The 21,083-nt window shown below is 62.6% G+C and carries 21 protein-coding genes; 9 read left to right on the top strand and 12 right to left on the bottom strand.

What is annotated here, in order from left to right:
* Positions 1 to 375 carry an oxalurate catabolism protein HpxZ gene (gene hpxZ / locus ABEG21_RS07960; RefSeq protein ID WP_347554128.1) on the top strand — a complete coding sequence of 125 codons (375 nt, stop codon included), beginning with the start codon at positions 1 to 3 and terminating at the stop codon, positions 373 to 375.
* A gap of 12 nt (positions 376 to 387) precedes the next feature.
* On the opposite strand, the gene ABEG21_RS07955 is transcribed toward hpxZ, so the two are convergent.
* The 3 genes from ABEG21_RS07955 to ABEG21_RS07945 all read right to left on the bottom strand — a co-directional run bounded on the left by ABEG21_RS07955 (position 388) and on the right by ABEG21_RS07945 (position 2,662).
* Positions 388 to 516: a hypothetical protein gene (locus ABEG21_RS07955; RefSeq protein ID WP_347554127.1), complete on the bottom strand. Its 129-nt coding sequence runs from the start codon at positions 514 to 516 to the stop codon at positions 388 to 390.
* Between the two features lie 135 nt (positions 517 to 651).
* Positions 652 to 1,632, bottom strand: coding sequence for a glycerophosphodiester phosphodiesterase family protein (locus ABEG21_RS07950; protein ID WP_347554126.1), 981 nt, complete (start codon positions 1,630 to 1,632; stop codon positions 652 to 654).
* Positions 1,633 to 1,720: 88 nt separating this feature from the next.
* Complete coding sequence (locus ABEG21_RS07945) at positions 1,721 to 2,662, bottom strand: GntR family transcriptional regulator (RefSeq protein ID WP_347554125.1); 942 nt, start codon at positions 2,660 to 2,662, stop codon at positions 1,721 to 1,723.
* A gap of 297 nt (positions 2,663 to 2,959) precedes the next feature.
* On the opposite strand from ABEG21_RS07945, the gene ABEG21_RS07940 reads away from it, so the two are divergent.
* From ABEG21_RS07940 to ABEG21_RS07910, 7 genes are read left to right on the top strand one after another with little or no spacing between them, the layout of a single operon-like run.
* On the top strand, positions 2,960 to 3,682 hold the full coding sequence (locus ABEG21_RS07940) for an amino acid ABC transporter permease (RefSeq protein ID WP_347554124.1): 723 nt from the start codon (positions 2,960 to 2,962) through the stop codon (positions 3,680 to 3,682).
* Positions 3,683 to 3,692: 10 nt separating this feature from the next.
* Entirely contained in the window at positions 3,693 to 4,451 is a 759-nt protein-coding gene (locus ABEG21_RS07935) for an amino acid ABC transporter ATP-binding protein (protein WP_347554123.1), read from the top strand.
* A gap of 30 nt (positions 4,452 to 4,481) precedes the next feature.
* Positions 4,482 to 5,669 carry a M20 family metallopeptidase gene (locus tag ABEG21_RS07930; RefSeq protein WP_347554122.1) on the top strand — a complete coding sequence of 396 codons (1,188 nt, stop codon included), beginning with the start codon at positions 4,482 to 4,484 and terminating at the stop codon, positions 5,667 to 5,669.
* Entirely contained in the window at positions 5,666 to 6,913 is a 1,248-nt protein-coding gene (locus ABEG21_RS07925; RefSeq protein ID WP_347554121.1) for a mandelate racemase/muconate lactonizing enzyme family protein, read from the top strand. The genes ABEG21_RS07930 and ABEG21_RS07925 overlap by 4 nt, the downstream gene beginning before the upstream one ends.
* Before the next feature lie 16 nt (positions 6,914 to 6,929).
* Positions 6,930 to 8,120, top strand: coding sequence for a Xaa-Pro peptidase family protein (locus tag ABEG21_RS07920; RefSeq protein ID WP_347554120.1), 1,191 nt, complete (start codon positions 6,930 to 6,932; stop codon positions 8,118 to 8,120).
* 14 nt (positions 8,121 to 8,134) lie between these two features.
* Complete coding sequence (locus tag ABEG21_RS07915) at positions 8,135 to 9,361, top strand: pyridoxal phosphate-dependent aminotransferase (RefSeq protein ID WP_347554119.1); 1,227 nt, start codon at positions 8,135 to 8,137, stop codon at positions 9,359 to 9,361.
* A gap of 9 nt (positions 9,362 to 9,370) precedes the next feature.
* Positions 9,371 to 10,876 carry a hypothetical protein gene (locus ABEG21_RS07910; protein WP_347554118.1) on the top strand — a complete coding sequence of 502 codons (1,506 nt, stop codon included), beginning with the start codon at positions 9,371 to 9,373 and terminating at the stop codon, positions 10,874 to 10,876.
* Positions 10,877 to 10,878: 2 nt separating this feature from the next.
* On the opposite strand, the gene ABEG21_RS07905 is transcribed toward ABEG21_RS07910, so the two are convergent.
* Both ABEG21_RS07905 and ABEG21_RS07900 read right to left on the bottom strand, forming a co-directional pair.
* Positions 10,879 to 11,904: a threonine/serine dehydratase gene (locus tag ABEG21_RS07905; RefSeq protein ID WP_347554117.1), complete on the bottom strand. Its 1,026-nt coding sequence runs from the start codon at positions 11,902 to 11,904 to the stop codon at positions 10,879 to 10,881.
* Between the two features lie 71 nt (positions 11,905 to 11,975).
* Complete coding sequence (locus tag ABEG21_RS07900; protein ID WP_347554116.1) at positions 11,976 to 12,809, bottom strand: ABC transporter substrate-binding protein; 834 nt, start codon at positions 12,807 to 12,809, stop codon at positions 11,976 to 11,978.
* A gap of 211 nt (positions 12,810 to 13,020) precedes the next feature.
* On the opposite strand from ABEG21_RS07900, the gene ABEG21_RS07895 reads away from it, so the two are divergent.
* Complete coding sequence (locus ABEG21_RS07895) at positions 13,021 to 14,010, top strand: glyoxylate/hydroxypyruvate reductase A (protein ID WP_347554115.1); 990 nt, start codon at positions 13,021 to 13,023, stop codon at positions 14,008 to 14,010.
* On the opposite strand, the gene ABEG21_RS07890 is transcribed toward ABEG21_RS07895, so the two are convergent.
* The 7 genes from ABEG21_RS07890 to ABEG21_RS07860 all read right to left on the bottom strand — a co-directional run bounded on the left by ABEG21_RS07890 (position 14,004) and on the right by ABEG21_RS07860 (position 20,381).
* Entirely contained in the window at positions 14,004 to 14,237 is a 234-nt protein-coding gene (locus ABEG21_RS07890) for a hypothetical protein (RefSeq protein WP_347554114.1), read from the bottom strand. The two genes, ABEG21_RS07895 and ABEG21_RS07890, sit on opposite strands and share 7 nt — an antisense overlap.
* Before the next feature lie 40 nt (positions 14,238 to 14,277).
* Positions 14,278 to 15,012: a dipeptidase PepE gene (gene pepE, locus ABEG21_RS07885; RefSeq protein ID WP_347554113.1), complete on the bottom strand. Its 735-nt coding sequence runs from the start codon at positions 15,010 to 15,012 to the stop codon at positions 14,278 to 14,280.
* On the bottom strand, positions 15,012 to 15,698 hold the full coding sequence (locus ABEG21_RS07880; protein ID WP_347554112.1) for an AroM family protein: 687 nt from the start codon (positions 15,696 to 15,698) through the stop codon (positions 15,012 to 15,014). The genes pepE and ABEG21_RS07880 overlap by 1 nt, the downstream gene beginning before the upstream one ends.
* 20 nt (positions 15,699 to 15,718) lie before the next feature.
* The gene (locus ABEG21_RS07875; RefSeq protein WP_347554111.1) at positions 15,719 to 16,663 is read right to left on the bottom strand and encodes a DUF1177 domain-containing protein; all 945 of its coding nucleotides are present in this window, start codon (positions 16,661 to 16,663) and stop codon (positions 15,719 to 15,721) included.
* Positions 16,664 to 16,721: 58 nt separating this feature from the next.
* Positions 16,722 to 18,374, bottom strand: coding sequence for an OPT/YSL family transporter (locus ABEG21_RS07870; protein WP_347554110.1), 1,653 nt, complete (start codon positions 18,372 to 18,374; stop codon positions 16,722 to 16,724).
* A gap of 34 nt (positions 18,375 to 18,408) precedes the next feature.
* Positions 18,409 to 19,185, bottom strand: coding sequence for an IclR family transcriptional regulator (locus tag ABEG21_RS07865; protein ID WP_347554109.1), 777 nt, complete (start codon positions 19,183 to 19,185; stop codon positions 18,409 to 18,411).
* 179 nt (positions 19,186 to 19,364) lie between these two features.
* Entirely contained in the window at positions 19,365 to 20,381 is a 1,017-nt protein-coding gene (locus tag ABEG21_RS07860) for a sulfate ABC transporter substrate-binding protein (RefSeq protein ID WP_347556676.1), read from the bottom strand.
* Between the last annotated feature and the right edge of the window lie 702 nt (positions 20,382 to 21,083).

Below are 21,083 nucleotides of genomic sequence, written 5' to 3'. Positions count from 1 at the left end.
ATGCAAATCAATCTGCCCGATGTGCTCGCTGAAGTGCGCGCGCTATGTACGCAATACGAAACGGCGCTTGTCGAAAACGACGTTGCCGTGCTGGACGCCTTGTTCTGGGATGCGGCGACGACGATCCGCTACGGCGTCTCGGAAAATCTCTACGGCTATGACGCGATCAAGGCATTTCGGGCGGGGCGGCCGAGCGCCGGCTTGGATCGGACCGTGATCCGCCACGAGATCGTGACGTATGGCCGCGATACCGCCACCAGCTGTCTCGAATTCGCGCGCGACGGGGCCACGACGACCGGACGGCAGACGCAGACCTGGGTGCGAACCGATGCCGGCTGGCGTGTGGTCGCGGCACACGTCAGCCAGATGCGTTAGACGCGTCGCGCGTCAGAAAGCGTGCTGCACGGTGCGGGCGGATCCGGTGATATCTTCACCTACGCCGGCAATCGTATTGCAGCCGCTCAGTGAGAGCAATGTGCCGGTCAGTATCAGCAAGGCCATCACACGCTTGGTCATTCCCACCTCTTTTCCTTGAATGGTTAATCGCTCACCGCCGCGGAACACCGCGCGGTCTCGTCACTGTACCGGAAAAAAGGCGAAGCGCTGCAAGGGAAAGCCCCTTCCTTACATTACTGTCGCTTGCTGCCAGCACTATTTCTGCACAGGGGCAGCCAAGGCCGCTCGCAAATCGCGCGGCGAATCGGTCATAACCGCATCCAGGCCGAGCGCCTGCGCCCTTGCATAATCGGCGGGATTTTCGATGCCGAACGCCATCAGATGCACATCGCCGTGCGATTTGAAGCATTGCACCGCGGCCGGCGTCCACCAATGGGCGTCCACCTTCGTCACCCCTTTGCCCAAGGTGTAGCGCTCGATGACCTCGATATTTCGGTGAAATTCGATGCCGGACCACGTACCGTGCGGCGGCGCGTCGCATTCACTGTTGAACGCCATCTGCACGAGCCGGGCACGGGTGGCGTCGCGCGCTTCGAATAATTGCGCCTGCGGGTAACGGGCCATGGCACGTGTCGCATCGGCGTCCGTCGAATACAGGCGCACGCGGCGCCACGCATTCTCCCGCGTCAAGACCGTGCCAACCGCATCGACCAAAGGCTGAACCGGCGTTTGCTTCATATCCAGCATGATCGGCACGTTCGCGGGAACGGCCGCCAACGCTTCGCGCAAGGTCGGAATGCGCACGGGGTGCGCGCGATAGGGGAAATCGCCAGCGCGAAGGCCCTTGAAGGTATAGCCGGCATTCAGCTCGGCGAGCTGCGCGTATGTGGCATTCGCCACGGGGCCCTTGCCGTCGGTCAAGGCCGAGAGATCGGCCGGGCGATACATGATCGGCACCCCATCGCGGGTCACTTGCACCGTCATCCAGACGGCATCGGCGCCGTGCTGCAACGCGCTCTGAAACGCCTCTATCGTATTCTCCGGCATATCCCCGGTGCCGCCGCGGTGTGCGACGATCATCGGCGGTGGCGGGTTTTCACGCCCCAGCGAGGGTGACGAAGGAAGCGTGCCGCAGGCCGTCAGCGTCAGCCATGCCGACGCGAACATCAGGGTGCGGGCGCCGGAGGCGATACGATCGAGGCAAATAGGCGGCATCGGCTGAGAAGTCGGAAGCAATCGGTGGATTCGGCGTAAGCAGCACACTATGGCATGGTTGTTACAGCCGAATTACACACTGAAGGCAAGGATCGCGGGCGAATTCGCTTCAGCGTACTTGCGCGTCCGATCTGTCGTCGATGCGCGACCGCGGCTCCGATTTGACCACGGGTACATCGGTCGAACGGAAAGCGTGCGATAAATGATCGTGCATCCGCTGCGAAGCGGCGGCCATATCGTTGTCGAGTACGGCATCGATGATATCGAGATGCTCGCCGCACCATTCGCGGATGCGTCGACGATTCTCGTAACCGCGAAACTCCAGCAGGCGCCGGAGCCGGTTCTGCTGCTGCATCGCCTGATGCATGAAGACATTGCCGCTGAATTCGGCGAACATCTCGTGAAACGTCGCGTCCGTCTCGAAAAGCTGCTTCGGCGTGGCGCCGCTCAATCCCAGATGCGATGTCAGGAAGATGTGCTCTCGCCGGCAGCGCTCCAGCACGGAGCGGTCGGGCGCGAACGTCGGCAACAGCAGCGCGGCCGGTTCCATCGTCAAACGGAAATCATAGCTGCTGCGCAGCGTGCTTTCTGAATCGAGCGACGGTTGGAAGCGCCATCCGTGTCCGGTATTGCGTGCGATCAAGCCATCTTCGGACAGCCGCGCCAAGGCGCGTGTCATCGTGACGCGATCGACGTTATAGCGCTGCGCGATGTCCGTTTGCGTCAGGGACACCGGAATGACACCCTCCAGACGATCCCGCACCAACTGGTTATACAGCGCTTCATCGCCGGCTTCCGGCAGATCCAGCTCGACCCGATGCAGACCCTCGGCCGGCTGAGCCAAAAAGAAACCCTGGTTCTTGCGCGCCTCGATGACACCGAGCGTTTCAAGCAGATTCATCGCCGCGCGAACCGGCGTGCGCGACACGCTCAGCGTGTCGGCAAGCTGCTGTTCGCGCAGATGATGACCCACTTCGAAGCGCGCCTCCTGAATCAGATCGAGGATCTGTTTCGCCAAGAAATGCGCACCCTTACCCGCCCGTTTCGTCATTGTACTTTTTCCTTTTATGAGCAAGATAAATTATATCAAAAAGTACAATTAAGGCGAAAATCTTCTTTCGTGCCGAGCTAGGAGGCGTTGTTTCCGACGCCGCTCGCGCAGTGTTGCGTTATGCCATTTATGCAGTGTAAAGCATTGATTTCTCGCAATTGGTTTTTTTTCGAGACGTTACCCATGAAGGATCGCCGGCAAATTTTCACTTGACGCGCGTTTTTCGTATTTGTATAAATTGACACATTCAAGACAAACGGATGTGCAATGCATGTCCGGCAATCGGTGGAGCCGCGTATGTCCTTTTCCCTCCTGCTCGAATACATGACCTCGGGCGTATTTGCGCGCGGCGCACTGGTTACGTTGTGGCTGACCGTCGTATCCCTCATTTTTGGGATGGGACTCGGGCTGGTGCTCGCCCTGCTGCAAAACATGCGGAGCCGAATCGCGCGCACGGTCGTGTTCGCTTATCTCTGGCTGTTCCGCGGCACGCCCGTGCTGTTCCAGATCATTTTTATATACAACGTCCTGCCCTCTTTCGGCATTCGTTTCAGTGCCTTCGTCTGCGCGGTGTTGGCGCTGTCGTTGAACGAAGCCGCCTTCATGGCCGAGATCTTCCGTTCGGGCCTGCATGCGGTGAAGCGCGGACAACGTACCGCCGGCTTTGCGCTGGGCATGACGCGCGCCAAGGTGTTCCGGCACATCGTTCTGCCGCAGGCGTTGCGGGTGGTGTTGCCGCCCATTGGCAATCAGATGATCGGCATGTTGAAGCTGAGCGCGTTGGTGTCGGTCATTGCCGTGCAGGAGTTGCTGTTGGTGGCCGACCAGACGGCCAGCGCGAATTTCCGCTACCTGGAAGCGCTGTCCGCCGCCGGCATCTATTACTTGGCGCTGACCACGCTGTTCATGCTCGTGCAGAGCTGGCTGGAACGTGCGCTCGATCCCAAGCGACGCGCGCAGATCAAGCGCCTTTCGATGACCGAGCGTCTGCTCGGCGTGTCCCAACCTGTCGTTCGCTGAGGAGCATACGATGTCAACGATCCCAAGCGACGGTGCGCAACCGTTGTTGCGCATAAAGCAGGTCGACAAATCTTATGGCGACACGCCTGTTCTGAAGCGATGTTCGATCGATGTCAGCAAGGGCGAAACGGTCGTGATCGTCGGGCCGTCCGGCTCCGGCAAATCGACGCTGCTGCGCTGTATCAATCTGCTCGAAACCATCGATGCCGGCCATATCCTTTTTGAAGGAAAAGACCTGACGCGGGAGCGCGCCCGGGAGCATCTGGTACGCCAGCAGATCGGCATGGTGTTTCAGAACTTCGAGCTGTTTTCGCATATGAACGCGGTCGAGAACATCATGCTCGCGCCGATGACCGTCTCCGGTGTGTCGCGCCACGATGCGCACGACATCGCCCTGCAGCTGCTCGACAAGGTTCATCTGCGTGCCCGCGCCGAAGCCTTCCCCGATGAATTGTCCGGCGGTCAGCAGCAGCGCGTCGCCATCGCGCGCGCGCTGGCGATGAAACCGAAGCTGATGCTGTTCGACGAGCCGACATCGGCGCTCGATCCCGAAATGATCAGCGAAGTGCTGGACGTGATGACGGCCTTGAGCGGCGAAGGTCTGACCAGCGTGGTCGTCACGCACGAAATGGGCTTTGCAAAGCGTGCGGCGGACAAGATCGTCTTCATGGAAGCCGGCGAGGTCGTCGTCACCGCTTCCAGCGAACAGTTCTTCAGCGGCACCGCGCATGAGCGCGCGCGGCGCTTCCTCGACCAGATTTTGCATTGAGCCTCGTCTACCGAACCGGAGTCATCCCGCATGTCCTCGTCGTCCCCTTCCGCACACCATCCCGACCTCGCGCGCATGAAGCGCGACCTCGCGGCGCTTGTCGGCATCAATACGGAAAACCCGCCCGGCCGTGAGTTGGAAGCCGCGCAACATGTCGATCGCCTGTTGCGCGCCGAAGGGTTCGACCTGTCGATGTCGGAGTACAAGCCCGGTCGCGCCAATGTGATGGCCCGGCTGGAAAACGGCCCGGGCCCGGTGTTCGCCTTCAATACTCACCTCGACGTCGTGCCTGCCGGCGACGGCTGGACCTCGGATCCCTTTATCCTGCGCGAGGATGCCGGACGTTTGTATGCGCGCGGCGCCTGCGATGCGAAGGGTCCGCTCACCGCCATGATCGAAGCGATGCGCATGCTCGCCGCCGATCGGGCGTCCTGGTCGGGGACATTGTTGGGCGTGTTCACGGCCGACGAGGAAGTGGCCAGCGAAGGCGCCAAATTTTACGCGGCCACCACACCCAAGCCGAAGGTCGATTTCTGCGTCGTCGGCGAACCGACGTCCAACACCACGTTCTCGGCGCACAAGGGCAGCTTGCGTCCGGTCGTGCGTGTACATGGCGTCACCGCCCATTCCGGTACCCCGCATCTGGGCGACAACGCGATCTATCGCGCCGCCAAGTTGCTGAGCCTGGTCGAGACGCATCATGAAAATGTCGTCCGTTGCCGCTGTCACCCGCTGGTCGGCAATGCCAGCCTGACGGTGACGCGCGCCAACGGCGGCCATGCCGACAACGTCGTGCCCGGTGCCTGCGACCTGCTGCTGGATCGCCGCATGGTGCCCGGCGAACGCGAGGAAGACGTCAAGCAGGAGTTCGCCGATCTGCTGGCCTTGGCCTACGAGAAGTTCGGTGTCCGCGCCGAGATTCTCGAATACCGTCCGACCACCGGCGCCGCGACGGAAACGCCGCTCGACGCCCGCATCGTTCAAACCAGTCTGGCCGCGTGCCGCAAGCATGGCGTGGCCAACCCCGGCCCCTTCGGTTTCCAGGGCGGCGCGGATCTGGTGCACTTCAACGGTCTTGGCGCGGCGGGCGTCATCATCGGACCGGGGACGCTGGAAGTAGCGCACAAGCCGGACGAATTCGTGCCGATCGACGAGTTCCTGGCCTCGGCCTCGATCTATCGCGACATCGCGCTGGACATGCTGGGCACCCCGCGATGACCACCGCCGCCCTTTCGTCGCTCGGAAAGCCGCATGACGCGCCTGTCGCGGCAACGCTGCTGCGCGCGGACCTGCATTACGGCGGCGATCTGGTGCTGCATACGGCCTCCTCCGGCAGCATCGACCATCTGGACGCGCTGTATCTGATGTTGCGCGATGGCGCTGGCCGGGTCGGCATCGGCGAGACGCGCTTGAACATCCGCTATCTGAACGGTCTCGATGCCGCCGTCGTACTGGCCGATGCGCAGCGTCTGCTCGCCGAGGCGGTCGATCTCGCCAATGGCGGGCAGCGCGCCGCGGATCTGTTGCGGACCATGCTGGAATGGGCGTCGGGCTATCTCGCGCCGGTGCGCATGATGCTCGATATCGCCCTGCACGACCTGGAGGCGAAACAACGCGGCTTGACCGTCGCGGCCGCGCTGGCGCAACGCATCGGCACAACGGCGGCCAACGCCAACGCCAACGCGACGGCGCCGCGATTCCGTTCGAACCAGACGCTGTTCTGGTCCGACGATGCCGCGATGCTCGCGCGCGCCGAGACCTATGTCGCGCGCGGCTATCTCGATTTGAAATTGCGCATCGGCATCGGTAGTTTCGATGACGACCTGCGGCGTCTGGATGCATTGCGGGCGCGATTCGGCGACACGATCGGGCTATCCGCCGATGTCAACGGTCAGTGGACCGAAGCGGAATGCGCGACGCGTCTTCCGGCCTTGGCTGCACGCGGCCTCGCCTATATCGAGCAACCGATCGCGCCCGGCGATTGGGACGCATTGGCGCGCGTCGCGGGCGCCAGCCCGATCACGGTGATGCTCGACGAAAGCCTGCAGTCGCCGCAGGACATGCAACGTCTGTGCGACCTCGCGCAATCCCTGCGTGACGGCGACACCGCGTCCGTTGCCGACGGCACGCCCGCGATCCAACACGCGAAGCTCGCCGCGCACGTCAAGCTCGTGAAACTGGGCGGTATCGCCCCTGCCGTTGCGGCCGTGCGGCAATTGCAGGCGGCCGGCGTGCCCTTGATGATCGGTCAGATGAACGAAGGCGCGGTGTCCACGGCGGCGGCCTTGCATGCCTGCGTGGCGCTGGCCCCTGAATGGGCGGAGCTGTATGGCGCCGATGGCTTGGCCGACGATCCGGCGCAGGGCTTGCGCTACGAAGACGGCACGGTGTGCAGCCTCTCGCAGCCGGGCCTGGGCATCACGTTCGACGCCACCCGCGCCCACACGATTTTCCCTTTGTGATCCTTAGGAATCTACCATGCTAGCAAGCGAAAGCACTCCCCGCACGGGGCCCGCGCAAGGCAGCGAGTCGGCGTTTACGGCGCCGGAATACGCGCAGCGCGTGGCCCGCACGCGCGCCGCACTGGCCGCCGCGCAGATCGATGCGATGATCGTCACCGGCCCGGAAAACATCTTCTACCTGACGGGTCAGCAAACCCCGGGGTATTACACGTTTCAAGCATTGGTGCTGCCGGTGGACGGCGATCCGGTCTTCGTGATCCGGCAGCTGGAGTATTTCAACTTTATCGCCAACACCTTCATCCCCGATGCGCGCGTCTATAGCGACGGCGAAAACCCGATCGACGTCCTCGTGGGCGTGGTCGAAAAGAGCGGCCTGAACGGCAAGCGCATCGCGATCGACAAGCGCGGCTGGTTCCTGCCGATCGCCGTGTATGAAACGCTGAGCGCGAAACTGGGCACGATCGCCGATGCGGCCGGCATCGTCGAAAAACTGCGCGCCGTCAAATCCGCGGCCGAAGTCGAAAAGATCGCGATCGCGGCAGGCTATGTCGATGCCGGGATGCGCGCGGGCATGAATGCGGTACACGTCGGCGCTACTGAAAACACCTTGGTGGCGGCGATGATGTCGTCGGCGATTGCAGCCGGTTCCGAATACGTCGGCATGGAACCGCTGGTCTCCGCCGGTCCCCGCACCGGCGTGCCGCACGGCACGTGGCGGCGACGCGCGCTGGAAATGAACGCGCCGGCGTTTCTCGAAATGGCTGCCTGCCACGATCGTTATCATGCGGCGCTGATGCGCTCCGCATGGATCGGCGAAGCGCGCCCGGAAGCATTGGATATGGAAAAGGTCTGCCAGGAAGCGTTGCAGGCCTCCCTCGATGCGATCAAGCCCGGCGAACCCTGCGAAGCGCCGCACCTCGCTTGCCAACGCGTGATCGATCGCGCCGGCTATACCGAGAATTTCAAGAAGCGCACCGGCTATTCGATCGGCATCTCGTTTGCACCGGACTGGGGCGAAGGCTCGATTCTGAGTCTCTACACCGGCGTCACCACGCCGTTGGAGCCGGGCATGACCTTCCACATTCCGCCGGCGTTGCGCATCTACGGTGAATTCACCGTCGGCGTCAGCGAGACCGTGGTGGTCACCGAGACCGGTTATCGCGTACTGGGAACGATCGACCGTCCCTTGCTGCGCGTCGCATCGTAATAGAAGAGGCTTTTATGTCACACCCCCTGCTTGCCGCGCGGATGACGCGCGTGCGGCCCTCGCCCACCGCGGTGATCTCGGATAAAGTCCGCGCGCTATTGGCGCAAGGCAAGCCCGTGATCAATCTGGGCGAAGGCGAGTTGAGCTTCGATACGCCGGACCATATCAAGGCAGCGGGTATCGCGGCGATCCAACGCGGCGATACGAAATACACCGCTGTCGCCGGTACCGCGGCGTTACTACACGCCATCGCAGCCAAATTCGAACGCGACAATGGCCTGCGCTATGCGTCGAACGAATTGATCGCCGGCACCGGCGCGAAGCAATTGATCTTCAACGCCTTGATGGCCACCATCGACGCCGGCGATGAAGTGCTTCTTTGCGCGCCGTATTGGGTCTCCTATCCGGATATGGTGGGCCTGGCCGGCGGGACCGCGCGGATCCTGTCGAGTACCGCCGAAGCGGGCTGGAAGCTGCAGCCGGAAACGCTGCGCGCGGCGATCACGCCGAAGACGCGCTGGCTGATCCTGAATTCGCCGAACAATCCGAGCGGCGCGATCTACTCCCGCGCGGAGCTGCAGGCATTGACCGACGTACTGCTCGAGCATGAGCACGTGTTGTTGATGGCCGACGACATCTACGAACTGGTGCGCTATGGCACGCCGTTCTTCACGCCGGCACAAGTCGAGCCGCGATTGAAGGAACGGACGCTGACCGTCAACGGCGTCTCGAAAAGCTATTCGATGACCGGCTGGCGCCTCGGATACGCGGGCGGCCCCGCCTGGCTGATCGGCGCCATGCAGACGTTGCAATCGCAAAGCACGTCCAATGCGAGCACGATTTCGCAGGCGGCGGCGATCGCGGCGCTGGAGGGCGATACGTCGTTCTTCGACGTCTGGCGCGACACGCTGGCCGATAATCGGCAATGCGTGCTCGACACGGTCGCGCGTTGCGCGGGCCTGCATTGCGAGGTGTCCGAAGGCGCCTTCTATGCCTTCGTCAGCTGCGCGGGATTGATCGGTGCGCAGACGCCGGACGGTCAAATCTTGGACAGCGATCTCGCCGTCGCCGATTATCTGTTGGCATCGGCCTATGTCGGCGTCGTGCATGGCGCGGCGTTCGGTACGCCGGGCTATCTGCGCCTCGCTTATGCGGTCGAGCCGGCGCAACTCCAGGACGCCTGCGAACGCATCGCCGATGCCTGCGCCATGCTGACGCTTCCCGTCGCCCACCCTGCCTGAGCCGCATCGATGCCACATACCCTCGCGACGCCCACGCTACATCTGGTCATCGATGACGACGCACGGCCGGCGCGATACGGCGTGATGGCGTCGATACTCGCTGCGGAACGCGCTGCGTGCCTCGACGCTGCGACCGAAATCGGCATCGACGCTCGCAACAAGGCGCCGTTGCGCGACATCGGCTTCGGGCACCTCTCCTACACCTTCGATACCGCGCACTACGCCGACGCCGTGCAGCACGTCGCCCTGACTGGCGATCTGCTGCCAAGCGGCCTTGTCTGGTATGAACGGTTGAATGGCCGGCCGGCGCCGCAACCGCGTGCGCTGACGCAATGGCTTGACGCGTGGTTCGACAACGACGCTGCGCCATCGGAAGAAACGCGCATCGATCGCGTCAATTGCGTCGGCCGTGACAATTGCGTCGACGAAGGCGTGATCCCGATTCATCCGTCGCTGACGGATGCGGCCGACGACCTGCACGGGCTGGTTACCGCCGCACAAGCGGCGATGCGGCGCATCGAGGGCACGTTACGCTGCTATCGGGTTGTCGCGCGCCGCCTGGGTGAAGCGCCCGGCTGGGCGCTGGTCGAGATCGATCTCGCGGACCCGACGCTCACGACGACGGTCGCGGCGTCTGCCTGGGTGGCGCAACAGGATCGCTACGGCCGCTGGCAATGCGTGTATCCGGGCGAGGCGTCGACGCAGGCCAGGTCGGTCGATTCGCGGCCCGCGCTGACCGTCGCCCTCATCGGCACCGAAGTGGAGCAGTTCGACGGTTATCCCGGAACGCTGGCCGCATTGGGCGACGCAGCCGATGCGATCGGCGTGACGCTGGACATGCATTTCGTCTCGCCGCACGACGCGTCCGCGCTGCTTGCCGAGTTGCAGCACTTCACGCACGACAGCGCACCGGGCGCTCCCGTCGCGTTGCCGAGGGACCCGTCGGGCTCGACGACTACCGGCACACATCGTCCTCCGTTGCACGGCATCGTCCTTCCCGGGGGCGCCGACATGGGCCGGGTGGCCGGACAGATTGCCGCCGCGGCACAGGGTTGGCGTCATCGCATCCCCACGCTCGGCTTGTGTCTCGGCATGCAAACGATGACAACCGCCGCGTTGCAACGCGCGACAGGCCGCAGCGATATCACGCTGCTCGAATTGGCCCCCGATACGACCTTGCCCTCTTTCGTGCGCAATGCCGATGGCGGACATCGGCTCGGATTGCAGCCGGTCCTGGCCGCATCGCACGGCCCGATCGGTTCGGCGATCCGGTGCAACCATCGCTTCAGGCTGAACCCCGCGCTCTTTGCCGCCCTGGCGCAGGCCGACATCGATATCGCGGCATGGGATGCCAGCCGGACGATCGTCGATGGCATCGCTGCCGCCCCACGTGCGAGGCATCCTTTCTACGCCGGCGCGCAGGGCCATCCCGAATTGATGTCGACGCCGGCGCGACCGCACCCCTTGATCCTGTCCTGGCTGCGCGCCGTCTGTGCGGCAGCCAGGCCGGCCTGACATCACGCCGAGGCGGACGACGCCTCACCGAGAATGGCCGTGGCGAACAATTGCGGGTCGACATTGCCGCCCGATGCGACGACGAGAATCGTCTTGCCTTTCAGCCTATCGGCATCGGCCGAGCGCGCCTGGGCGATCACGCCGGCCAGCCCGACGGCACCGCCCGGCTCGACGACGACGCGGCATTCGTCGAAAAGGAAACGCATCGTCTCCATCACGGTGGCATCGTCGGCGGTCAACACACCGGACAGGCGCTCCCCATTGATCGAAAACGGCAGTTCCGCCGGCACCGGGGCGAGCAAGGCATCGCAGATCGACACGCGCCCGGCCGGGTTCGTTTCGCGCTGCCCCGACGCGAGCGAGCGACGCGTATCGTCGAAGTCCGCCGGCTCACTGGCCCAGACCTGGGCCTTCGCCCCCGCGGCTTCGACCGCGAGGATCGTGCCGGCGGACAATCCGCCCCCGCCGCATGGCACGACGATCATATCGACCGCATCGCGGCCCAACCGCGCGCTCAGGCTCTGCAACGCTTCATAGGCAACCGTTCCCTGCCCGGCAATCACGTGGTGATGGTCGCCCGGCGGTACGACCGCATACTGGCCTTCTTTCGCCAGCTCGGCGGCAACCGCTTCCCGGCTTTGCCGTTCGCGGTCGTAGAGGACGATACGCGCGCCGTTTTCCCGCGCCTTCTTGATCTTGTTCGCGGGCGCGTTCGACGGCATCACGACAGTCGTCGGAATGCCCAACATGCGGCCGACCGTCGAAATCGCCTGACCGTGGTTGCCGGTCGAATAGGCGACCACGCCGTCCGGACAGGTGGTGCGATCGAGCCGTGATAGACAGTTGTAGGCACCCCGAAACTTGAAGGCGCCGGTGCGTTGCAGATTTTCCAGCTTGATAAAAACCCGCGCGCCCGTCATCGCGTCGAGCCGATCGGACCGCACGATCGGCGTGTCCACGGCCACGTCCTTCAGCCGCGCCATCGCGTCGATGACATCCTGTGCCACCGGTTGAGTGAATCCCGTCATACGCCTGCCTCTTTCCTTCCTTTACGAAACCTGTCTGCGACGGCGATATAAAACCGTCGCATCGCCGATGCTTACTGCTTGAAGATCGAGACCGTTTCCGGCAGCTTCCACTTCGCAATCAGTTTGTCGTACGTGCCGTCGGCGACCACCTGGGTCAATGCGGCGCGCAGTGCATCGGCGAAAGCGGCATTGCCCTTCGGCACGGCAAAGCCGATATTCGTCTTCTGCTCGAATTCGGCACCCACCGCTGCGTACACACCCGGCACGTCGTCGAGCAACTTCACGGTGCCCGGCGTCGAGTTATAGATCGCGTCGGCGCGTCCCTGGCGCAGGCTCAACGCGGCGTCTTGTGCGGTTGGCAGCGTCATGACGTTCGGTGCCGGCTTGTTGGCGGCCTGGCAGCGCGTCACATCGGCGCGTGCATACGTTTCCTCGATACCGCCCAAGGTCACCGCGATATTCTTGCCGCACACCGAATCGTCCCGGCCGGTGATCTTCGCCGGATTGGCCGCTTGCACGATGATGCGATCGCCAACCTTCAGGTAGGGCACGAAATCGACCTGCGCCGAGCGTGCAGGCGTGATGTACATCGCCGAATTGATCATATCGATCCGGCCGCCCTGCAGCGCCGGAATCAGGCCGCTGAACTGCATGCTCTGCGCATTCGCCGCCAACTTCATCTTCGCGGAGATCGCGTTGACGATGTCGATATCGAAGCCGGTCAATGTGCCGTCCTTCGTGAACTCGAACGGTGCGAACGTGGCGGCCACCCCATAGGTCAGCTTGCCGGCTTCAACGGTTTTGACATCGGCCGCACGGGCCAAACCGATAGTCGACAGCATCGAAGCGCCGAGAACCACCGGCAGGGCCAATTTCGCAAAACGGAGAGTGAACGGAGCGCGCATGGTCATTCTTGTCCTGATGAAGGGGATCGTCGAAAAGGAATTTTGCTTCATTTGTACAAATTTATACAAACGCAAAAAACAACCGTCAAGCCAAAATTAAGATAAACCCGTCGATTATCGAAACGAAAACGTTCGCGCGGTACGATGCCGTTTTGCAAAAATTGTATTTATTGCTACGATTGCACCTTGCCTTTCTTCCGAGATTCGATCGATGTCGTCGTCCCTGTCCGCCTCTGCTTCCCGTCCGCCGCTGCCGTTTCTCTGCAGCCCGCATTACGCGTTCGCGCAACAATGGATCGAGACGCTGCAGGCGGCGATGCCGAACGAGCGCGTGGTGCCGTTCTCCGCGCTGAGCGATGCCGAAAAGGCCGCGTGCCCGGTGGCGATCGTCGCCAATCCGAATCCGGACGACGTACGCGCGCTGACGGGGCTGCAGTGGGTGCACAGTGTCTGGGCCGGCGTCGAGCGTCTGGTCGCCGATCTGGATGCCGCTCCGGCTGCCGGGGGCACGTCTTTGCAGATCGTTCGACTGGTCGATCCAGCCTTGGCCGATACGATGGCCGAAGCGGTGCTCGCCTGGACCTTGTATCTGCATCGTGACATGCCGGCCTATGCGAAACAGCAACAAGCCGCGCAATGGCTGCAGCATGACTACACACGACCGGCCGCGAAAACGGTCGGCTTATTGGGTTTGGGCGCCTTGGGCGAAGCGGCCGCGCACCGTCTGCGCGCGGCGGGTTTTCAGGTCAGCGGATGGAGTCGTCGACGCAAGACGATTGCCGGCGTCCAATGCCACGCCGGAGAGGCGGAACTGCATGCGATGTTGGCGCAAAGCGATATCGTCGTCTGCCTGCTGCCGCTGACGGCCGATACCCGGCATCTGGTCGACACCGCCGCGCTCGCGGCGATGAAGCCGTCGGCCGGCTTCATCAATTTCGCACGCGGCCCGATCGTCGACGACGTGGCATTGCGTGCGGCGCTCGATAACGCACAGCTGAAGCATGCGGTACTCGATGTCTTCGATCAGGAGCCGTTGCCCGCCGACAGCTGGCACTGGCGGCACGCCGACGTCACGGTGCTCCCGCACATCTCCGCGCCAACGGATCGCGTCAGCGCCTCGGAGATCGTGGCAAGCAATATTGCCGCTTATCGTGCGAACGGCACGATTCCCGCTGCCGTCGATCGCCAACAGGGTTACTGAAGCGCGCGGCGCCTGCCGTCGATGTCGATGTCGGACCCGACGGCGGCGCCGAGCATTTCCACGGCGAACATGCCCGCCGCGCTGACTGCATCGAAGATCCCGCTCTCTTGCTCCGGAATACAGCGTGTAAAGGAAGCGATGCCATATTGCGCGCGCAACATGCGGCCATGCTCGCCGAGGATGCGGTCGTCTTCCGTGGTCAAGACGCGAATGATGCCAAGCGACATGATGAAGTCCTTCGATCCCTGTCGAAGTCGATGCGTGCGGTCAGTACGCGCTGACGGCGCCCGCGGCGATCGATACCGGGTCCTGGTTCGGCAAAAAGCGGCAGGCATCGAACGGACCGTGCAAGCTCACGTCGGTACCGCGCACGCGCAGCCAATCGCCTTCGGGCAAGCCGAGCACCCAGGTATGCGGATTCGCCACGAGGAATTCGGCAATGCGCTGATTACGCGTCTCGCCGCGATGCCCTTCCGGCAAGGCATTCGTGTAATGCGGGTTGATCTGGAAGTTGATCAGCCCCAATGCGGAGAAGCCTTGCGGATCGACGATCGGCATATCGTTGGTGGTCGAGATCGACGGACAGGCGAGATTCGCGCCGGCGCTCCAACCGAGATAGGGCAGCCCCGCACGCACCGTTTCGGCGATCACGTCCAGCAAGCCGCGCGCGCGACAGGTCCCCAGCAACTGAAAGGTATTGCCACCGCCGACGATAATCACATCGGCGGCGCGTACCGCCGCTTGCTGCGCGGCGATATCCCCTACCGTATCGATATCGATGATATCGAGGCCGGCCGGCGCCAACGCCGCGGCGACCGTTTCCGTGTAGGACGGCCAGGTCATCGTCACGCCGGCAAACGGGATGAAGACGGCGCGTTTGCGCGCCGACTCGGTGCCTGCCGGGACACCGTTCGTGCCGACCAGCTCGCGAACCGCATCCAGTGCATGCGCCAGATACGCGCCATCGGGCCCACGTGAATTACTCAACAACAACAGATTCATTACAACAACTCCGCAGTCAGACGTGCAATCAAGGCATTCGACAAAATCACCGGCAGGCCGGAGGCGGCTTTTGCGACTTCACGATGGCGCTCGACGAATCCCATGCAATCCATGATCAGCAGTTCGGCACCCTGATCGCGCAATTGGCGCGCCGCTGCTTCCAGCTCCCGCGTATCGTTCGGATCCGCATAGGGCGACGCCGTCGCGCAGATCGGCCGCTTGCGCAGGCCTTGCCATTTTTGGTATTCGCTCTCGATCTGGCCGACGAGGGGCACCAGAATGCCGACTTGCCGATCGCCGGCAATCGCCGCAGCGGCCGGCGGCACGATCTGGTCGGGCTCGACCAGCCAGGCGGTGCGCCCGACCAAACCGTGAAACTCACCGGTGCAGAGGATCAGCACGACATCGCAGCCTTGATCGACGAGCGCATCGATCTTGCTTTGCAATACCGCACGCACGGCCAGCTTGTCCAGCACCACCGCCGTGCCGTCGAGCAGTTTGGAGATCAGCGTGCCATTGCCCGGCTGCGGCGTGAACTGCGCTTCGATATCGGCATGCGTCATGCCATCCAGCACGCCCAGATGCACACGGGGCAAGCTGGCCGGCAGATGCTGATCGAGGATCGGCGTGATATCGGCGCGCGGTGCCTGGCCGATCGTCAAGGTCCCTAATTTTCGTGAAGTCATCGCTTGGATCCGCAGAAGCGTTATAGGTTCGGGTGCCGTACTTTCAAATGCGCCAGCGAGCCATACAATTCGAGCAGCCGCGCATAATCCTTGTCATCATAGAACGCGCAACTGCCGCGTCCAAATTCCTTCGCGACTTCGACGGCGAATTTCACCGCCGAGGCGATATCGGTTTCCTGGCTCGCGCCCGTGCCGCAACCCGGCACGACGCTCTGCGTCGTGATCGCGACGCCAACCACCGGCGCGCTGGTCGCGATCGACGGTTGCATGATGCTGTTCAGATGATGCACGCCATTACCGTACGGCGTGATGTCCTGCGTGGTCACCGGGAACGTGACGGCGTGACGGCCGCTCGTCATTTCCATGATGCGAATCAGGTCTTCCGAGACACGCAGGATATACCCGTCTTTCACCGTCGGCGAAATCGCATAACCGCTGTGATTGATGATGCGATTGCCCTTGGTCGTATCGATCGACAATACCGCATCCATCTCATCCCACACCTCGTGCGCATTGACGTCTTCGGTATCGATCGGCGAATCCATGAAGTCCACCGGATCGTGCGGCCGGGTCGGTGCGGTCGGGCAGATATGGGTGGTCAGAAACACATCGCCCGGCAGCGGGTCGCCGTTACGCCGCATCTGCGCCAGCTTCAAGGCGGCCGCCACGGCGGTGATCGCGCCATCGGCATCGGACACGAGACCGATCCGCGACGGCCGTGCGCCGATACCGCCAAGGCGCCCCACGATGCCGAGGCTCTTCGCGGTGCCCCCGCTCCGCTTGCCCGCTTCCCCGGGGATCGCGATCTTGACGAAGTCGGTCGTGCCCTTCGGGCCGCCGATTTCGAGGACTTCCACCGTCACACCGACATCGGCAAACGGCGCCAACAGATCGACGACGGTCTGTCCCGACGCATAACGGCTGTCGAACGCTTCGAAGACCTGGAGAGTTTGTGCAAGGCTCATCGGTTATATCTCAAAAATGTAAAGACAGCCCGCGGTGCAGGTGCGGGCCGCATCGTCCTCAATGGGAGCGTGTCCGGATCAAGGAGCTGAAGAAGCTGAATAAGGCATCACCGGCAATGACCCCGGCGGCGAAGACTTCCATCGCGCTGCGAGCCGATTCCCCGCGTCGCTCGATCACCACGCGCATCACGATACCGACCAGCACGGCCCAGCCCGCCAAGGGGCTGGCGATCAACAGACCGGTGGCGAACAACACGCCGAGCTGACGCTTGGGGCCGCCCAGAAATTGCAGAACGGCGCCCACGACGGCCCAGATCAGCAGGGCTTGCATGATGCCCGGCGCGACGCCGGCCTGAATCGTCGACACATAGACCTTCGCCACCGGCGGAATCATATTGTTCGCGAAGAAGGCGCTGTGGGCGAAATAGACGACCGGGATAGCGAGAAGAAAGGCGATCATCGCGGCGATCAACTGCTGACGGCGCCCTTCCAGCTCGAATGCCGGATCGGCACCCTGTCCGCGCAGAATAAAGCCGGCTTTCAGGTCATAGCCCATATCGGCGAAGGCCGGGCCGGTCGCCGCGGAAAAGCCGCAGAGGATCACCAGCGACACAGTCGGGAAACCGAGCAGCATCCCGATCAGTAACGTGATCAAGGCGACGGCGAAGGCGGGAAACCATCCCGAATGCATGGCGGCGATGCCGACGATCAATTCGTGGACGAAGGCCGCGAAAGCGGCATACAGAATGAAGCCGATCAACATACCGGTCGACATTTGCCCGTACAGCCCGCTCGCGCCCGCGACAATGGCGGCAATAACGATATAGCCCAGACCGCCGAACCGCAGCGACTTCCCGATCCCCGGCGCGCGGATCGCTGCCGCGGCGCGCGGCGTGTCGATCGCCGTTTTCGAGACCGCGCCATGACGGTCGCGCCAGACCATCGTGGCCACTTGCAGCAGCGCGACCAGGCCTGCACCGATCATCATGCCGTGCGGGATATAGGCTTTGTCGATGGCGAAGTGAAACAGCGGGACGGAATAACCGCGAATCAGGAAACCGAGCCCGAGCATGCCGAGCGCCCAGATATTGCCGATGAAGGCCGTGCCGAACGCCGACATCGGAATGCCCAGCCAACTGCCGAGCGCACCGACGCCGAGCCCCAGGCCCAACAAGCGCGCTTGTTTGCCCCCTTCGTCCCCCGCCTTGATCGCCTCGGCGGCCGCAACGCCTTGCGGCCAGGTACCGCTCGCCGGAAACACATTCGTGCCGAACATCCGATACAACATATACGCATCGAGCAGCATGCCCAATGCCACGCCGCAGAACATTGGCATGACCAGATCCGGGCGACCGAACAGGAAGGGAATCGCGATCGGCAACAGCAGGCTGTTGGCGGCGCCGAAGGTTGCCGCCGAGATCGCGCTTTGCGCCAGATTTTGCGTATGCACCGAGCGATATTGGCGGAAGAAGCGCAACGGCACGCGCGCGCAGATCATGGCCGCCAATGCGCCGATGATCGACGTATTCGGCGTCACGCCCAATTTCACTAGTAACTCGATGCCGATGATGGCGCCGACGATGCTCAATACCGCGAGCAGCACCAGATTAGCCGGCGACAGCGCGGAAGGATGACGTTGCCCGGCCTGATCGCCTGGCGGGAGAGGAGCCGGCGCGCCGGAAGACGAGCCTGGAGCGGAAGACGCTTGCATCGTGTCACTCGAAAAAGAGAAAGGACGGAAAAAACTACGATAAAAGCGCGGTCGTCCAGAACGGGTCGCCCAATGCACGCCCGATCTGCGCCGCCTGCGCACGCACGTCACGGCCGAGCGCCGTGATCGAATCTGGTTCTAATGTCCCGGCGGGAAAGCTCAGGCAAAAAGCCAGGCGTTCACCGCTCGCAGCGTCGGCCACGCTGCAACCAATCGAACACACGCCAGACATCGCCTCGTTCTGCGCGAGCGCATAGCCACGCGTGCGCGTCAGCGCCAACTCCGCCAAAAGCGCGTCGACCGATGCGGGCCCGCGATGTTCCGACGCATCCAGCGCCGGCAGCCCCGCGCGAAAGCGCTCTCGGACCGCATCGTCGGTTTCGCGCGCCAATAGCGCGCGGCCCGTCGATGTCGCCCACGACGCCGAACGATGGCCAGGATTCGTCATTGCGCGCAAGGCCTGACTGCCCGGGCGCACCTTCAACACCACGACATCCTGCCCTTCGAGCAAGGAAACATAGCCGGTGTGGCCGTGGCGCCCGCACAAGGTCTCGAGGGCCGCCCCGCACATATCGATCAAGGGCGTCGCGGCACGCACCAAATGCCCTAGTTCCAGCACCAGCATCGATGGGCGATAGGCAAGCGATACCGGATCGCGCGCCAGCAAACCGGTTTCGGTCATCTGCTTGAGCACGCGCGATGCCGTGCTTTTGGGCATACCCAATTGGTCGACGAGGTCCGTCATCGTCAGATCGGTTTGACGGCGCGCCATCAGGCGCAGCACGTCGGAAGCGGTATCGAGAATGCTCATCTAGCCAAAATTCCCGGAAGCTTGGGTTCCATTTTACGGAACCTAGTTCCAATATATGGTGCCATCTTACCTAAATCAGATTCGGCGGAAAACGGTGTCAAAAATACAGTGCGAAAAAAAAGGCGTTTGCGCACGATGTGCTCCGTGCGCAAACGCCCTCGTTCAGCCGTCGTCAGCGGTTAGGGTTGTTTGGCTGCCATGATCGCCTTGTCGTACGTGCCGCCGTCGCTGAAGTGAACGGCCTGCGCCTTGTCCCAACTGCCGAAAACCTGATCGATCGTGAACGTCTTGATCGGATGGAAGGTACTGGCGTATTCCGCCAGCACCTTCGGATCGCGCGGACGGAGGTGTTGCTTCGCGATGATTTCCTGCCCATCACGCGACCAGAGGAAATTCAGGAAAGCGGTGGCTTCGCGCCGCGTCTTATGGCGGTCCACGTTTTTGTCCACCACGGCAACGGGCGGCTCCGCCAGCAAGCTCTCGGACGGATAGACCGCCTCGAACTTGTCGGCACCGAATTCCTGCTGGATCAGTGCCACCTCGTTTTCGAAGGTCACCAGGACATCGCCGAGCCCGCGTTGCGCGAAGCTGGTCGTGGCTCCCCGCCCGCCGGTATCCAGGACCGGAATATTATGCAGAATGGATTGCACGAATTGCTGCGCCTGCGCGTCGGTCGCACCGTGCTGCACCTTCCATCCCCACGCGGCGAGATAGCTGTATCGGCCGTTTCCCGAGGTCTTCGGATTTGGCAGAATCACTTGCACGCCGGGCTTCCCCAAATCGTCCCAGTCCTTGATGTGCTTGGGATTGCCCTTGCGTACGAGGAAGACCATCGTCGTCGTATAAGGGCTGGCATTGTTCGGAAACGCCTTGCGCCAGTCCTTGTCGACGAGGCCGCCCTTCTGCACCAGCACATCGATATCGCTGGATTGGTTCATCGTCACGACATCGGCCTGCAGGCCTTGCAATACCGACATCGCTTGCGGGCTCGAGCCGCCATGCGATTGCTTCACGCTGACCGTCTCGCCGGTCGTGTTTTTCCAATAGGCAATGAAGGCCGGGTCGATTTGCTGATACAGCTCGCGGGTCACGTCGTACGACACGTTCAGCAAAGTGGTGTCCGCATAAGCGGCCGTGCTCATGCCGGTCATGGTGAGCGCGAGCGCGGCGGCCGTCGTGCGCATTGCGCGCTGCATCCGCGTCTTCGTGGCGGTCGGCATCGATGCCTCGTTTGATTGCTTATTGTCCTGCATGAGGTCAGTCTCCTTGGGATAGGTCGCGCGCGGATCGTACGGCATAGCATTACGTCGCAATGGGGGTCTCTGGCAGCGTCAGGGAAAGCGCTGCAATTTTGCGATGACGTACCGGTTCGCGACCGAACTCGATTGTCTGAAGGATTCCGATCCGGGTCAACTGCAATGCTAGGACGCATCTGTTTTCGAGGCGATGCTCTGATCGATTGGCGTGGGTATCGCCGTTTTCCGTGCGGATCGGATGCGAACGGCATATAGACAATGTGAGCGTGTGCATAATCGCCAACGAGAGAGCTGCTGCATTGTTAGCAAAGAAAAGTTGGCGGAACAACAAAAGCCTGTTAGTTGCGTTTTATAGAAAATCTACTCCACTCTGCAGTTGGCGGAAACGCGGATCTGGCGTGCCAGGCGAAACGCCTGAGCAGGCGACGCGATTATTTGGCCGAAAATGAGTCCCGTCGTCCGTGGCGCGCTGCGCTGGCCATGGAATAATCCCTTTCCGCCTAGCCCCGGTCCTAGATGCCAATAGGAAGCACGTCACACAGTCGCTTCCCGGTTTCGTCTTACTGAACAGGATGGGACGATATTTTGGCATCCTATTTATTCCGTCTCATTGTTTGCACGATGGTGCTTGTCGCCATCGGC

The organism is Robbsia sp. KACC 23696, from assembly GCF_039852015.1.
In the GTDB taxonomy this organism is placed as follows: Bacteria; Pseudomonadota; Gammaproteobacteria; order Burkholderiales; family Burkholderiaceae; genus Robbsia.
The sequence above is the reverse complement of the archived record's forward strand: the minus strand, read 5'-3'. Positions and strand labels throughout refer to the sequence as shown.